At 68.2% G+C, this 15,519-nt stretch carries 15 protein-coding genes and 1 riboswitch; all 15 genes read left to right on the plus strand.

The genetic code is table 11. The features are described 5' to 3' along the window. Positions 1 to 15 precede the first annotated feature (15 nt). The 15 genes from BPODLACK_RS15410 (at position 16) to secG (ending at position 15,488) form a co-directional block, all read left to right on the plus strand. On the plus strand, positions 16 to 1,275 hold the full coding sequence (locus tag BPODLACK_RS15410; protein WP_201450621.1) for a DUF222 domain-containing protein: 1,260 nt from the start codon (positions 16 to 18) through the stop codon (positions 1,273 to 1,275). A 559-nt stretch (positions 1,276 to 1,834) separates the two neighbouring features. After that, complete coding sequence (rpe, locus tag BPODLACK_RS15415; protein ID WP_040004721.1) at positions 1,835 to 2,539, plus strand: ribulose-phosphate 3-epimerase; 705 nt, start codon at positions 1,835 to 1,837, stop codon at positions 2,537 to 2,539. Between the two features lie 8 nt (positions 2,540 to 2,547). Further along, the gene (ribD, locus tag BPODLACK_RS15420) at positions 2,548 to 3,573 is read left to right on the plus strand and encodes a bifunctional diaminohydroxyphosphoribosylaminopyrimidine deaminase/5-amino-6-(5-phosphoribosylamino)uracil reductase RibD (protein ID WP_006436288.1); all 1,026 of its coding nucleotides are present in this window, start codon (positions 2,548 to 2,550) and stop codon (positions 3,571 to 3,573) included. 94 nt (positions 3,574 to 3,667) lie between these two features. Continuing rightward, positions 3,668 to 3,824, plus strand: a riboswitch (FMN riboswitch). A 44-nt stretch (positions 3,825 to 3,868) separates the two neighbouring features. After that, a complete protein-coding gene (locus BPODLACK_RS15425; RefSeq protein WP_159405601.1) occupies positions 3,869 to 4,528 on the plus strand; it encodes a riboflavin synthase in 660 nt (219 codons plus the stop codon). Positions 4,529 to 4,548: 20 nt separating this feature from the next. Beyond that, positions 4,549 to 5,868 carry a bifunctional 3,4-dihydroxy-2-butanone-4-phosphate synthase/GTP cyclohydrolase II gene (locus tag BPODLACK_RS15430; RefSeq protein ID WP_024497122.1) on the plus strand — a complete coding sequence of 440 codons (1,320 nt, stop codon included), beginning with the start codon at positions 4,549 to 4,551 and terminating at the stop codon, positions 5,866 to 5,868. Then, on the plus strand, positions 5,865 to 6,377 hold the full coding sequence (ribH, locus tag BPODLACK_RS15435; RefSeq protein ID WP_024497121.1) for a 6,7-dimethyl-8-ribityllumazine synthase: 513 nt from the start codon (positions 5,865 to 5,867) through the stop codon (positions 6,375 to 6,377). Before BPODLACK_RS15430 ends, ribH begins: the two co-directional genes overlap by 4 nt. Further along, entirely contained in the window at positions 6,374 to 6,838 is a 465-nt protein-coding gene (locus tag BPODLACK_RS15440; RefSeq protein WP_006436282.1) for a PH domain-containing protein, read from the plus strand. Before ribH ends, BPODLACK_RS15440 begins: the two co-directional genes overlap by 4 nt. 10 nt (positions 6,839 to 6,848) lie before the next feature. Beyond that, a complete protein-coding gene (uvrC, locus tag BPODLACK_RS15445) occupies positions 6,849 to 8,900 on the plus strand; it encodes an excinuclease ABC subunit UvrC (RefSeq protein ID WP_024497120.1) in 2,052 nt (683 codons plus the stop codon). Then, entirely contained in the window at positions 8,872 to 9,840 is a 969-nt protein-coding gene (rapZ, locus tag BPODLACK_RS15450) for an RNase adapter RapZ (protein WP_006436280.1), read from the plus strand. The genes uvrC and rapZ overlap by 29 nt, the downstream gene beginning before the upstream one ends. Further along, positions 9,837 to 10,856: a gluconeogenesis factor YvcK family protein gene (locus BPODLACK_RS15455; RefSeq protein ID WP_159405602.1), complete on the plus strand. Its 1,020-nt coding sequence runs from the start codon at positions 9,837 to 9,839 to the stop codon at positions 10,854 to 10,856. Before rapZ ends, BPODLACK_RS15455 begins: the two co-directional genes overlap by 4 nt. A 70-nt stretch (positions 10,857 to 10,926) precedes the next feature. Then, entirely contained in the window at positions 10,927 to 11,904 is a 978-nt protein-coding gene (gene whiA / locus BPODLACK_RS15460) for a DNA-binding protein WhiA (RefSeq protein ID WP_174324723.1), read from the plus strand. A 178-nt stretch (positions 11,905 to 12,082) separates the two neighbouring features. Then, positions 12,083 to 13,102 (plus strand): type I glyceraldehyde-3-phosphate dehydrogenase, encoded by a 1,020-nt coding sequence (gene gap / locus BPODLACK_RS15465; RefSeq protein ID WP_006436277.1) that lies wholly within the window; start codon positions 12,083 to 12,085, stop codon positions 13,100 to 13,102. Between the two features lie 38 nt (positions 13,103 to 13,140). Then, complete coding sequence (locus BPODLACK_RS15470; protein ID WP_159405603.1) at positions 13,141 to 14,352, plus strand: phosphoglycerate kinase; 1,212 nt, start codon at positions 13,141 to 13,143, stop codon at positions 14,350 to 14,352. Positions 14,353 to 14,355: 3 nt separating this feature from the next. Then, entirely contained in the window at positions 14,356 to 15,144 is a 789-nt protein-coding gene (gene tpiA, locus BPODLACK_RS15475; protein ID WP_006436275.1) for a triose-phosphate isomerase, read from the plus strand. A 110-nt stretch (positions 15,145 to 15,254) separates the two neighbouring features. Then, entirely contained in the window at positions 15,255 to 15,488 is a 234-nt protein-coding gene (secG, locus tag BPODLACK_RS15480) for a preprotein translocase subunit SecG (protein WP_006357231.1), read from the plus strand. Positions 15,489 to 15,519 lie beyond the last annotated feature (31 nt).

Consider the following 15,519-nt stretch of genomic DNA (forward strand, 5'->3'; position numbering starts at 1 on the left):
AGCCTCCTTGCCGGCATGGCTGCGGGGGCTGGCGAGGCCGAGTCGGTGGAGCGGCTGACTCTGCTCGAGGAGATCAAGTCGGCGTGCGCTGCGGCCCAGGTGCGTGAGACCGCTAATCTCGATCAGTTGCGTGCTGACGATGAGGCGGCGCGGAATGTACCGCAGCAGCGACGGGGTCGAGGGCTCGCCGCTGAAGTCGGGCTGGCGCGCAAGGCCTCACCGCAGAAGGGGAGTCAGTACCTCGGGTTCGCTCGTGCTCTGGCGCACGAGATGCCGCACACGATGGCCGCACTCACGGACGGGGTGTTGACAGAATGGCGAGCCACGATCCTCGTCCGCGAAACCGCTTATCTGACTCGCGAATCGCGGGAGGAGATCGACCGGCGGGTGTGTGACGACCGTCAGGCCCTGGTGGGTGCTTCCGATCGAGAGATCGAAGCCCGGGCGAAGCGTCACGCCTACGAACTCGAGCCGGCGGCAGTGGTCGCGCGAAAGGCCAAGGCCGAGAAAGATCGTCGCGTCAGCGTGCGGCCGGCGCCCGATCTGATGACCAAGCTGTCGGCGCTGTTGCCGATGGCGCAGGGGATCTCGGTGTACGCCGCGCTCAAGAAGCACGCCGATTCGGTGCTCGGTGCAGACGATCGCACCCACGCCCAGATCATGGCCGACACGCTGGTCGAACGCGTCACCGGTCGCGCTGCCGCAGAGCCTGTTCCGGTTGCGGTGGACATGATGATGTCCGATGAGTGTCTGCTCGGGCTGAACGATTCGGCCGCGGAAGTGGTGGGGTACGGACCTGTTCCGGCAGAAGTGGCGCGGGAACTTGTCTCTGCTTCGGTTTCGCCGGATGGTGAGACCGCCTCGACGCTGCGTCGCCTCTATGCACGTCCGTCCGATGGTGCGTTGGTGACGATGGAGTCCCGTTCCCGCGGGTTCCCTCCCGCACTCGCGCACTTCATCCGGTTACGAGATCAGCGGTGCCGCACTCCGTACTGCGGTGCGCCCATCACGGAGATCGATCACGCGAAACCCCATCGTCACGACGGTCCCACGAGCGAGGCCAACGCCGACGGCATCTGCGTCACCCACAATCGTGCGAAAGAGGCCGATGGCTGGACATATTCGGTCCGCGTGGCCGGCGACATCCGGGTCATCGACGTCATCACTCCGACCGGTGCACGACATCGGAGTACTGCACCGCCGGTCGTCGGGCATCGAGACCCCAGACGAAGCGGCATCGAAACGAAGCTTCTGCAGTTGCTCGCGGTGGCCTGAGTCTTCGGTCGAGTCCGGGTTGTGGATGACACTTCCCGACATTCGTAGGCTCTATTAGGTTGTCTGACGTGGCGTGTCGTCGTGAGCGTCTGCGCCGGGGACGGGGGAACGGACCTGATGGCGGATCGTTTTGGGAGAGCCCATTTCGTCGGGTGCTTACTCCTCGCGGTCGTAGTTGCGGGCTGTGGTGTGCCTCAGGACTGGCCCTCAGTTCCCGGCGTATCGCGTACCACGGATCGGTCACGATCGAGTTCACGCGGTCGGAGAGCGGAAGCCCGTCAGCGAAACAAGAAGGCGCCAGGCGGGCTCCTTCGCATTCCGTGTTCGGAAACTGGCACGTCACCTTCTACGACCGACTCGGCGTCGGACCCGAGAACCGGGCCGATATCGTGGCGTGCGATGCCCTCCCCCCGAACCCGGATCTGCCCGCGGTTGGCGTCGAAGAGGGATTGCAGCCCTGGCCGACGCTTCTGCCGTCCCCCGGGTGGCCGGCCGGCGGGGTCTGAGACACCCGAGCGCTTTCGTCCGCAGACCCCACCTCGTCCTACACTTGTTCACCATGTGCACCGCCGGTAACGCGCCCATGATCGCCCCGTCCATCCTGTCCGCGGACTTCGCGAATCTCGCCGACGAGGCGGCCGCTGTCGCCAAGCCGGGTGCCACCCGCGCCGACTGGTTGCACGTCGACGTCATGGACGCGCACTTCGTGCCGAACCTGACCCTGGGTCTGCCGATCGTCGAGAGCCTGCTGAAGGCGACCGACATCCCGCTCGACTGCCATCTGATGATCGAGAACCCCGAGCGCTGGGCGCCGCCGTACGCCGAGGCCGGCGCGTACAACGTCACTTTCCATGCGGAGGCGACCGAGAACCCGATCGGCGTCGCCCGCGACATCCGCGCCGCCGGCGCGAAGGCCGGTCTGTCGCTCAAGCCGGGTACCCCGCTCGATCCCTATCTGGAGATCCTCCGCGACTTCGACACCCTGCTGATCATGAGTGTCGAACCCGGCTTCGGCGGACAGAAGTTCATGCCCGAGGTCCTCGAGAAGGCCCGCGCCATCCGCAAGTTCATCGACGCCGAGGACCTGAGGCTGCTCGTCGAGATCGACGGCGGCATCAACGCCGACACCATCGAAGAAGCCGCCGAGGCCGGAATCGACTGCTTCGTCGCGGGCTCGGCCGTCTACGGTGCCGCCGACCCGGGCCAGGCCGTCGCCGCCCTGCGCGAATCCGCCGCCCGGGCGCGCGCCAAGAGCGACGTCTGACGCACCTCGTGGACATCGCCGCCGCCATGGATCGCGCCATCGAGGCGTCGTATGCGGCCATGGGTGTCAGTTCACCCAATCCTCCTGTCGGAGCAGTGATCCTGGCGGCCGACGGCACCCTGGCGGGCGTCGGTGCGACCCAACCGCCGGGCGGCCCGCATGCCGAGGTGATGGCACTGCGCGCGGCCGGCGAGGCAGCGCGGGGCGGTACCGCGATCGTCACGCTCGAGCCCTGTAACCACACCGGGCGCACCGGGCCGTGTTCGCAGGCACTCATCGAAGCGGGCGTTGCCGAGGTCCACTACGCGGTCGGTGACCCCAACCCGGTCGCCGCGGGCGGCGCCGACACCCTGCGAGCTGCCGGCGTCCGGGTGACCGGGGGAGTCGCGGCCGACACCGTGGAGAACGGTCCACTGCGTCCGTGGCTCACCCGACAGCGGCTCGGGCGGCCGATGGTCACCGCCAAGATCGCCGCCGGCGTCGACGGCCGGATCGCCGCACCCGACGGCACCAGTCAGTGGATCACCGGCCCCGAAGCGCGCGACCACGCCCACCGGCAGCGCGCACGCCTCGACGCCATCGTGATCGGCACCGGCACCGCACTCGCCGACAACCCCACGCTCACCGCCCGCACCTCTGCCGGCGGCCTGTACCCACAGCAGCCGGCACGCGTGGTGCTCGGACACCGCGACCTGCCCACCGACGCCAACCTCCGCGACGACACCGGAGGGCCGCTGGTCCTGGTCCGATCACACGACCCGGCCGACGTCCTCGCCGCACTTCCCGACGCGCTCTGGGTCCTTGTGGAGGGCGGCCCGCACATCCTGGGCGCCTTCTTCGACGCCGGGCTCGTCGACGAGGTGCACGCCTACGTGGCGCCGATGGTGCTGGGCGCCGGTCGTAGCTCGGTCGAGATACCCGGTGTCACCACGCTCGCCGACGCCAAGAGGTTCCGCACCGCGCACACGACGACGCTCGGCGATGACGTCTTGATCACACTCGCACGGCGTTCGCCGACGATCCGGCAGGACTGAGCAGGCCGAGATGAGCGACACACCGACAGGCATCCATTTCACTCAGCGAAATCGCAATGCGACGCCGTTCTTGCATCGTGCTAGCGTCGATGTCACCAGTTCTCGGGGCGGGGTGAAATTCCCCACCGGCGGTGATGAGGGTGCGGTGGATACGCATCTTCCAGCCCGCGAGCGCCTGTCGAACGGCAGGGACAGCAGATTCGGTGAGATTCCGGAGCCGACGGTCACAGTCCGGATGCGAGAGAACAGGCGACACAGTGCCGCCCTGTCTGCTCCGAGCGAGCAGGAGGAGTGCGTGTTCACCGGAATCGTGGAGGAACTCGGCGTCATCGCCGACCGCGAGGATCTCTCTGATGCAGCCCGCTTCACCGTGCGGGGACCCATCGTCACCGCCGATGCGGGCCACGGCGACTCCATCGCGGTCAACGGCGTGTGTCTGACCGTCGTCGACCTCCGTCCCGGGGAGTTCACCGTGGACGTGATCGGTGAGACGCTGCGCCGCAGCTCCCTGTCCGACCTCGCCGCGGGGAGCACCGTCAATCTCGAGCGCGCCATGCCCGCGAACGGGCGTTTCGGCGGCCACATCGTGCAGGGCCACGTCGACGGGACCGGGCGCGTCCTGTCCGTCAGTCCGTCGGAGAACTGGACGGTCGTGCGGATCGGCGTCCCGGAGAAGCTGACCCGCTACCTCGTCGAGAAGGGGTCGATCACCGTCGACGGGGTGTCGTTGACCGTCTCGTCGGTCGGTGGGTCGGGTGACGACTCGTGGTTCGAGATCTCCCTGATCCCCACCACTCTCAACGAGACCAACCTCGGTGCCACCACGCCGGGCACCGTGGTCAACCTCGAGGTCGACGTGATCGCGAAGTACGTGGAGCGCCTTCACCTGGGCTCCGAGCACAGAGATGTCCGTGCGCTTGATGTCCCTGCGCTTGATGTGACAGAGGCGAAATGAGCACAACGAGTGAGGTTCTGATGAACGAATCGCCGCGTGACGGTGACGACGTGACCAGTGGTGAGGGAGTCACGTTCGACACGATCGAACGGGCCATCGCCGACATCGCCGCGGGCAAGGCTGTCGTCGTGGTCGACGACGAGGACCGCGAGAACGAGGGCGACCTGATCTTCGCGGCCGAGATGGCCACCCCGGAACTCGTCGCCTTCATGGTGCGCTACACCTCGGGCTACCTGTGCGTCCCGCTCGACGGCGACGCCTGCGACCGCCTCGGCCTGCCGCCGATGTACTCGATGAACCAGGACAAGCACGGCACCGCCTACACCGTGACCGTCGACGCCCGCGAGGGCATCGGCACCGGGATCAGCGCCTCGGACCGCGCCACCACGATGCGTCTGCTCGCCGACCCGGCGGCCACGGCCGGCGACTTCACCCGTCCCGGACACGTCGTCCCGCTGCGGGCCAAGGAGGGCGGCGTGCTGCGTCGTCCCGGGCACACCGAGGCCGCCGTCGACCTGGCCCGCCTCGCCGACCTCGCACCGGCAGGCGTCATCTGCGAGATCGTCAGCCAGAAGGACGTGGGCTCGATGGCCCGCACCGACGAGCTGCGCGTCTTCGCCGACGAACACGACCTCGCGCTGATCTCGATCGCCGACCTCATCGCGTGGCGCCGCCGCCACGAGAAGCACGTCGTGCGCGTCGCCGACGCCCGGATCCCGACCCGCCACGGCGACTTCCGCGCCGTCGGCTACTCCAGCGTCTACGACGACGTCGAGCACGTCGCCCTGGTGAAGGGCGACATCGCCGGCGAAGACGGCGAGGGACACGACGTCCTGGTGCGTGTGCACTCGGAGTGCCTCACCGGCGATGTCTTCCGGTCGCTGCGCTGCGACTGCGGTCCGCAGCTCGACGCCGCGATGGAGATGGTGGCCGCCGAAGGCCGCGGCATCATCCTGTACATGCGCGGCCACGAGGGACGCGGCATCGGCCTCCTGCACAAGCTGCAGGCCTACCAGCTGCAGGACGCCGGCGCCGACACCGTCGACGCCAACCTGGAACTGGGCCTGCCCGCCGACTCCCGCGACTATGGCCTCGGCGCCCAGATCCTCGTCGATCTCGGGGTCACGTCGATGCGGCTGCTCACCAACAACCCGGCCAAGCGCGTCGGCCTCGACGGCTACGGCCTGCACATCGTCGACCGCGTGCCGATGCCGGTGCGCGCCAATGCCGAGAACCTGCGCTACCTTCGCACCAAGCGCGACCGGATGGGACACGACCTCGTGGGCCTCGACGATCACGAGCATCCCAGCGACGACGCATCCGAAGGAGCCCCCGCATGAGCGGCCACGGAGAACCGACCCTCGAACTCGCCGACGCCGGCCGGCTCCGGCTGGCGATCGTGTCGTCGCAGTGGCACGAGAAGATCTGCGGCGCACTGCTCGACGGAGCGCTGCGGGCGGCCGACGAGAACGGTGTCACCGAGCCCACCGTCGTGCAGGTCGCCGGCGCGATCGAACTGCCGGTCATCGTGCAGGCGCTCGCCCGCACCCATGACGCCGTCGTCGCGCTCGGTGTCGTGATCAAGGGCAGGACACCGCATTTCGAGTACGTGTGCGACGCGGTGACCGCCGGGTTGACCCGCGTCTCGCTCGACGAGTCGACCCCTGTCGGCAACGGTGTGCTGACGGTGCTGACCGAGGAGCAGGCGATCGCGCGGTCGGGCCTGCCCGGCTCGACCGAGGACAAGGGGGCGCAGGCGACCGTGGCCGCGCTGGCCTCGGCGCTGACCCTTCGCGCGCTGCAACGCGGCGAGGCCCCGCCGACCGCGGTCGGAGGAGCATCGGCGTGACCTCCCCTCGTTGGGACCTGGTGTACCGGCCGCGCAAGCTGCCGCGATACGCGATCGCGGCAGCCGTCGTGATCATGGCGATCCACATCACCTTCGGGCTGCTGCTGACGATCGAGGACGTCGGCGTCCGTAACCTCGGCGGCGCCGACCAGGTCGCGATCATCCTCATCGGTGTCCTGTTCACGGGCGCCACCCTGCTGCTGACCCGGCCGCGGTTGCGTGTCGGCCCCGAGGGCGTCGAGGTGCGCAACCTGGTACCCACGCGCCTGTTCACCTGGGACAAGGTCCTCGGACTGACCTATCCGGAGAAGGGATTCGGCGCCTGGCTGCTGTTCCCGTCCGACGAACACATCACCGTGCTGGCGGTCCAGGCGGGCGACGGTCCGCGGGCCATCGAGGCGATGGCGCGGTTCCGCGAGCTCGAAGAGCGCTATCGCGGGACCGTCCGACCCGCCAACTAGCCTGGAACACGTGGCCGACCCGACTACCTACCGTCCTGCTCACGGAACCATCCCGACCGATCCCGGGGTGTACAAGTTCCGTGACGAGCACGGTCGTGTCATCTACGTGGGCAAGGCCAAGAACCTCCGGTCACGCCTGACGTCGTACTTCGCCGACATCGCCTCGCTGCACCCGCGCACCCGCCAGATGGTGACGACGGCGGCGTCGGTCGAGTGGACCGTCGTGGGCACCGAGGTGGAGGCACTCCAGCTCGAATACAACTGGATCAAGGAATTCGATCCGCGGTTCAACGTCCGCTACCGCGACGACAAGACCTATCCGATGCTGGCCGTCACCCTCAACGAGGAGTACCCGCGGCTGTTCGTCTACCGCGGTCCGCGGCGCCGCGGCGTGCGCTACTTCGGGCCGTACTCCCACGCATGGGCGATCCGTGAGACCGTCGACCTGCTGACGCGGGTGTTCCCCGCGCGGACCTGCTCGGCGGGCGTGTTCAAGCGGCATCAGCAGATCGACCGTCCGTGCCTGCTGGGCTACATCGACAAATGTGCCGCGCCGTGCATCGGCCGGGTCGACGCCGAGGAACACCGCGAGATCGTCGAGGACTTCTGCGACTTCCTGGCCGGCCGCACCGACCTGTTGATCCGCAAGCTGGAACGTGACATGACGGCTGCTGCCGAGGACCTCGACTTCGAGCGCGCGGCCCGCCTGCGCGACGACATCGGCGCACTGCGGCGTGCCATGGAGAAGCAGGCCGTGGTGCTCGGAGACGGCACCACCGCCGACGTCGTCGCGGTCGCCGGCGACGAACTCGAGGTGTCGGTCCAGGTCTTCCACGTGCGCGACGGCCGCGTCCGAGGTCAGCGAGGCTGGGTCGTCGAGCGCAGCGACAACGGAACCGACGGCGATGTCATCGGCGACTTCATCACCCAGTTCTACGGTGCGCAGGTCGATTTCGACGCGACGGTCGACGTGGGTGAGGACCGCGCTCACGGCGAGTCGGTGCCGCATGAGGTGCTGGTCCCCGAATTACCGGCCAACGCAGCCGAACTCGAGGCATGGCTGTCCGGACTCCGGGGGAGCAGGGTCACCCTGCGGGTGCCGCAGCGCGGTGACAAGAAGGCGCTGTTCGAGACCGTTGCCCGGAACGCCGGGGAAGCGCTCACACAGCACAAGCTCCGACGCGCCGGCGACCTGACCACCCGGTCGGCCGCGCTCACCGAGCTTCAGGAGTCGCTGATGCTCGACCAGGCGCCGCTGCGCATCGAGTGCGTCGACATCTCGCATGTGCAGGGCACCGACGTGGTCGCCTCCCTCGTCGTGTTCGAGGACGGCCTGCCGCGCAAGTCCGACTACCGGCACTATTCGATCCGCCACGCCGCCGGTGACGGTCATTCCGACGACGTCGCGTCGATCGCCGAGGTCACCCGCCGCCGGTTCCTGCGTCACCGTGCCGACCGCGACGCACCACCACCGGAGTCGGGGGAGGTCGGCGCCGAGCCCCAGACCCCCGCGCAGCCACGGAAGTTCGCGTATCCGCCCAACCTGTTCGTCGTCGACGGCGGTGCACCACAGGTGCATGCGGCGGCAGCGGTCCTCGACGAACTGGGCGTCACCGACGTCTCGGTGATCGGCCTCGCCAAACGCCTCGAAGAGGTGTGGGTGCCCGGCGAGGACGACCCCATGATCCTGCCGCGCAGCAGCCAGGCCCTGTTCCTGCTGCAACGTGTACGCGACGAGGCGCACCGGTTCGCCATCACCTTCCACCGCAGCAAGCGCAGCAAGCGGATGACCGAGTCGGTGCTCGACGGCATCCCGGGTCTCGGGAAGACGCGACGCACCGCGCTGGTGACGCACTTCGGATCGGTCGCGCGTCTGCGTGAGGCATCCTTGGAGGAGATCGCCCAGGTCCCTGGGATCGGCCTGACCACCGCGCGTGCCGTGCAGACCGCACTCGGCGGTGACATGGTTGCAGAGACGGTGTCGCCGGTGATGAGCGAGACGGTGAACGAGGCAGAGATGACGGTGGTGACCGGTGACGCGGGACGGGGTGTCGATGAGTGAACGGGCCGAGGCCGAACACGACGAGAGGCCGGCCGGTGGCACGTCCGACGCGGCGCCGGACGAACTGACCGTCCTGTTCGTCACGGGCATGTCCGGCGCGGGTCGCTCGACGGCGGCCAACGTACTCGAGGACGACGGCTGGTACGTCGCCGACAACGTTCCGCCCTCACTGATCTCGACGATGGTCGGGATGGTCCGCGAGAGCGACCCCACGATCACTCGTCTCGCCATGGTGCTGCGTGCTTCCGACCCCAACCTGGCCCATGAACTCGAGCAGCTGCGGGACAGCCTCGGGCAGTCGGGGATTCGTACCCGTCTGCTGTACCTCGACGCGAGCGAGGAGGCCCTGGTCCGCCGGTTCGAACAGGTTCGTCGCCGACACCCGTTGCAGGGCAAGGAGACCCTCGTCGAGGGCATCGCCCGCGAACGTGCGATCCTGGCGCCCATCAAGAACGTCGCGGACCTCGTCGTGGAGACCTCGGGGCTGACCGCGGCCAAGTTGCGCTCCGTGGTGGAGGGTGTGGCACCCGGTGACACCGAACCGCGGCTGAGCATCGCGGTGCAGTCCTTCGGCTTCAAGTACGGATTGCCCATCGACTCCGATCTCGTCGCCGACGTCCGGTTCCTGCCCAATCCGCACTGGATCGACGAACTGCGCGACCACAACGGTCAGGAGGCGCCGGTCCGCGATTACGTCCTCGGCCAGCCCGACGCCGGTGACTTCCTCGACCTCTACACCGGCCTGGTGTCCATCGTCGGTCGCGGTTACCTGCGGGAAGGCAAGCGCTACATGACGATCAGTGTCGGCTGCACCGGTGGTAAACATCGCAGTGTCGCCATCTCCGAGGAGCTCGCCCACCGACTCCGCAAGGCCGTCGACGACGCCGGCGCGGCCTCCTACGACGTGCGCGTGATGCACCGCGATCTGGGGCGCGAATGACCCGGAAGATCGTCGCCCTCGGAGGCGGCCACGGCCTGTACGCGACGCTGACCGCGATGCGCTATCTGAGTACCGACATCACCGCGGTGGTGACGGTCGCCGACGACGGGGGATCGTCGGGCCGCCTGCGTGCGGAGCTCGGACTCATCCCGCCCGGTGATCTGCGAATGGCGCTGGCCGCGTTGATGTCTGCGCCGAAGGCCCTCGAGGACTTCCAGACCGCCGGAGATCCCGACACCCGACGCCGCCACGAGCTGTGGACGGAGGTGCTGCAACACCGCTTCGGTGGTCGCGGCGCACTCGCCGGACACCCCATCGGCAACCTGATGCTCGCCGGTCTCACCGAGGTTCTCGGCGACACGGTCGCCGCACTGCAGGAGCTGCGGTCGATGTTCGGGATCGTCGGACAGGTGCTGCCCATGTCGACCGTCCCGCTCGACATCGAGGCCGACGTGTCCGGGCTCGAGGCCGACCCGCGCATCAGCCGCGAGATCCGCGGTCAGGTCGCGGTCGCGACGACGCCCGGCAAGGTGCGCCGCGTGCGGTTGATCCCCGAGGATCCACCGGCCTGTGAAAGTGCGGTCGAGGCAATCGAATCCGCCGACCTGGTGATGCTCGGCCCGGGTTCCTGGTTCTCCAGCGTGATCCCGCATGTGCTGGTGCCGGAGCAGCTCAAGGCGTTGCAGCGCACCGGCGCCCGAAAGGTGCTCGCGGTCAACCTCGCACCCGAACCGGGGGAGACGCCCGGGTTCTCGGTGGAGCGGCATCTGCACGTCCTGCACGCCCATGCCGACACGTTCCGCGTCGACCACGTCCTGGTCGACGCGTCGTCGGTACCGGCCGGACGCGAACGCGAGCATCTCGTACGCGCGGCCGGACTGTTCGGCGCCGAACTGAACGTCGGCGATGTGGCGGTACCCGGCCGCCAGGTCCATGACCCGGCGAAAGTCGCCGCCGTGGTGAACGAACTGTGCGAAGGTGAATCGAACCGTTACTCTGACCGGGCGGACGCCTGAGCCAGGCGATGATTCGGCGTTTTCTCGAGGGACGTGTGGGCTGTTGACAGGAGGACAGGGACCGGTGGCGATGACGGCGGCGGTGAAAGACGAGCTGAGTCGCCTGTCGGTGACTCAGGTGAGTTGCCGGAGAGCCGAGGTGTCGGCGCTGCTGCGTTTCGCCGGCGGTCTGCACATCGTGGCGGGCCGCGTCGTGGTGGAGGCCGAGGTCGACATGGGCAATGTCGCGCGGCGCCTGCGACGCGAGATCCACGACCTCTTCGGCTACGGCTCCGACGTTCACGTCCTGCGCGGCGGCGGGCTGCGCAAGTCGGCGCGCTACATCGTGCGCATCACCAAGGACGGCGAGGGCCTCGCCCGGCAGACCGGCCTGCTCGACCTGCGTGGCCGCCCGGTGCGCGGCCTTCCGGCCCAGGTCGTCGGCGGTAGCGTCGCGGATGCCGAAGCCGCTTGGCGCGGAGCATTTCTCGCCCATGGATCACTGACCGAGCCCGGGCGTTCGTCGGCGCTGGAGGTCAGCTGCCCCGGACCCGAGGCCGCGCTCGCGCTCGTCGGCGCAGCCCGCCGGCTCGGCGTCACCGCGAAGGCCCGCGAGGTCCGCGGCGCCGACCGTGTCGTCATCCGCGACGGCGAGGCGATCGGCGCGCTGCTCACGCGGATGGGTGCCCACGACACACGCCTGGTATGGGAGGAACGCCGCATGCGCCGCGAGGTGCGTGCGACCGCCAACCGCCTCGCCAATTTCGACGACGCCAACCTCCGACGTTCGGCCCGTGCGGCGGTGGCCGCGGCCGCTCGCGTCGAACGCGCTCTGGAGATCCTCGGCGACGAGGTGCCCGATCACCTCGTCGCGGCGGGCCAGCTGCGCATCACCCACCGGCAGGCCTCTCTCGAGGAACTCGGCCAGCTCGCCGACCCGCCGATGACCAAGGACGCGGTCGCCGGACGCATCCGCCGTCTGCTGTCGATGGCCGACAAGAAGGCGCGCCAGGACGGCATCCCGGATACCGAGGCGGCGGTCACCTCGGAGCTCCTCGACGAAGCCTGAGCGGAGCGGGAAAGCCGACAGACCGACCTGCGGTGTGCCGGACCGAACCCCTCCTACTAGGCTGAGGTCGACGTGTGCGGACCGGGGATCACTCGTGTGCCATCGGTGACCGCTCACGGCGCGGCCAGCAGGGCTTGACCCACAGGCCTGACCATGAATACCGCTAAGGAGCACAACTGTGACTGTTCGGGTAGGCGTCAACGGATTCGGCCGGATCGGCCGCAACTTCTTCCGTGCCGTCGAAGCGCAAAAGGCTTTGGGCACCACTGACATCGAGATCGTCGCGGTCAACGATCTCACCGACAACGCGACTCTCGCACACCTGCTGAAGTTCGACTCGATCCTCGGCCGCCTGTCCGACGACGTCAGCCTCGAGGGCGACGACACCATCGTGGTCGGCGACAAGAAGATCAAGGCGCTCGAGGTCAAGGAAGGCCCCGCCGCGATCCCGTGGGGCGACCTGGGCGTCGACGTCGTCGTCGAGTCGACCGGCATCTTCACCGCACGCGCCAAGGCCCAGGGTCACCTGGATGCCGGCGCCAAGAAGGTCATCATCTCGGCCCCCGCGTCGGATGAGGACATCACCATCGTCATGGGCGTCAACGACGACAAGTACGACGGCAGCCAGAACATCATCTCGAACGCCTCGTGCACCACGAACTGCCTCGGCCCGCTGGCCAAGGTCCTCAACGACGAGTTCGGCATCGTCAAGGGCCTCATGACCACGATCCACGCCTACACCCAGGACCAGAACCTGCAGGACGGTCCGCACAAGGATCTGCGTCGCGCCCGCGCCGCCGCCATCAACATCGTGCCCACCTCGACCGGTGCCGCCAAGGCCATCGGCCTGGTGCTTCCGGAGCTGAAGGGCAAACTCGACGGCTACGCCCTGCGTGTGCCGATCCCCACCGGCTCGGTCACCGACCTCACCGCGCAGCTGGCCAAGTCGGCCACCGCCGATGAGATCAACGCCGCGCTCAAGGCCGCTGCCGAGGGCCCGCTGAAGGGCATCCTGAAGTACTACGACGCCCCGATCGTCTCCTCCGACATCGTCACCGACCCGCACAGCTCGCTGTTCGACGCCGGGCTGACCAAGGTCATCGACGATCAGGCCAAGGTCGTGTCCTGGTACGACAACGAGTGGGGCTACTCGAACCGCCTCGTCGACCTCATCGGTCTCGTCGGCAACTCGCTCTAGTCCACTCGTCGTACAACGGAAAGAGGAGTCAACGCCTCATGGGTGTTCCCACTCTGAAGAACCTTCTGGAAGAGGGTGTCTCGGGTCGGGGAGTGCTGGTCCGCTCGGATTTCAACGTCCCGCTCGACGGGTCGACGATCACCGATCCCGGCCGCATCCTCGCCTCCCTGCCCACCCTCAACGCGCTCATCGACGCCGGTGCCAAGGTGATCATCACCGCGCACCTCGGTCGTCCGAAGGGCGAGCCCGACCCGAAGTTCTCGCTCGCGCCCGTCGCGGCGCGCCTCGGCGAGGAACTCGGCCGCAACGTGCAGCTCGCCGGTGACGTGGTCGGAACCGACGCGCTCGCCCGCGCGGAGGGTCTCACCGACGGCGACGTCCTGCTCCTGGAGAACATCCGCTTCGATCCGCGGGAGACCTCCAAGGACGACGCCGAACGCGAGAAGCTCGCCGAGGCCCTCGTCGAACTGGTCGGCGAGGACGGCGCGTTCGTGTCGGACGGCTTCGGAGTGGTCCACCGCAAGCAGGCCTCGGTCTACGACGTCGCCAAGCTCCTCCCGCACTACGCGGGAGAGCTGGTGGCGGCCGAGGTCGAGGTCCTGTCGAAGCTCACCGACGAGGTGACCCGCCCCTACGCGGTCGTCCTCGGCGGCTCGAAGGTCTCCGACAAGCTCGGGGTCATCGAGGCGTTGGCTCCCAAGGTCGACACGCTGGTCATCGGCGGCGGCATGGCGTTCACCTTCCTGGCCGCACAAGGCCATCCGGTGGGTACCTCGCTGCTGCAGGAGGACCAGATCGACGTCTGCAAGAGCCTGCTCGAGCGTTTCGGCGACGTCATCCACCTGCCCGTCGACGTGGTGGTGGCCGACAAGTTCGCCCCCGACGCCCAGGCGCAGACGGTGGCCGCCGACGCCATCCCCGACGGCTGGATGGGTCTCGACATCGGACCGGAGTCGGTGAAGCGATTCGCCGCGGTCCTCTCGGGTGCCCAGACCGTCTTCTGGAACGGTCCGTCCGGTGTGTTCGAGTTCGAGAAGTTCTCGGCCGGCACCCGCGGGGTCGCGGAGGCCATCGCCGGTGCGACCGGCAACGGCGCGTTCACCGTGGTCGGTGGCGGCGACTCGGCCGCCGCGGTGCGGACCCTGGGTCTGCCCGACTCCGACTTCTCGCACATCTCCACCGGAGGTGGCGCATCGCTGGAGTACCTCGAGGGCAAGGAACTCCCCGGACTGAAGGTGCTGGAGAGCTGAACCATGGCAACTCGTAAACCGCTCATCGCGGGCAACTGGAAGATGAACCTCAACCACCTCGAGGCCATCGCGCTGGTTCAGAAGATCGCCTTCGCGTTGCCCGCGAAGTACTTCGACAAGGTCGACGTGACGGTGATCCCGCCGTTCACCGACATCCGCAGCGTGCAGACCGTCGTCGACGGCGACAAGCTCCTGCTCACCTACGGTGCGCAGGACCTGTCGCAGCACGACTCGGGTGCCTACACCGGCGAGATCAGCGGTGCCTTCCTCGCGAAGCTCGGCTGCACGTTCGTCGTCGTCGGCCACTCGGAGCGTCGGACCCTGCACGGTGAGACCGACGAGATCGTGCTGGCCAAGACCAAGGCCGCGCTCAAGCACGATCTCACCCCGATCGTCTGCATCGGCGAGGGGCTCGAGATCCGCGAGGCGGGTGAGCACGTCGCGTACAACGTGGCACAGCTCAAGGGCTCCCTCGCCGGCCTGTCGGCCGCCGAGATCGCCAAGACCGTCATCGCCTACGAGCCGGTCTGGGCCATCGGCACCGGCCGGGTGGCCGGCGCCGCCGACGCCCAGGAGGTCTGCAAGGCGATCCGCGAGACCCTCGCGGAGATCGCCGACGAGCAGACCGCGGCCTCGGTCCGCATCCTCTACGGCGGCTCGGTGAATGCCAAGAACGTCGGCGACATCGTCGGCCAGACCGACGTCGACGGAGCTCTCGTCGGCGGCGCGTCGCTGAAGTCGGACGAGTTCGCGACACTGTCGGCGATCGCCGCGGGTGGCCCCTTGCCCTGACGGGTCACACCCACGCGTACACTGTGGCAGGTTGGTGTCGGCTCACGTCGGCACCACCTGCTACAGCTGTATCTCCAGGTGTTTACGGAAGGGCGTTTCGACTCGTGACTGTGCAAGGTGCACTCGACATCGGATTGATCGTGACCAGCGTGCTGCTGATCGTGCTCGTCCTGCTGCACCGCGGCAAGGGTGGCGGTCTGTCGTCGCTGTTCGGCGGCGGTGTCCAGTCCAGCCTGTCGGGTTCGAGCGTCGTCGAACGCAACCTCGACCGGCTGACCATCTTCGTCGGCCTCATCTGGGTGATCTTCATCGTCGGCGTGGGCGTCGACATCAAACTCTCCTGAGCTGGTTTCTGCTCCGTACCTCGGGCGACGC

Source organism: Gordonia sp. YY1 (genome assembly GCF_009872315.1).
Taxonomy (GTDB): Bacteria; Actinomycetota; Actinomycetes; order Mycobacteriales; family Mycobacteriaceae; genus Gordonia; species Gordonia amicalis.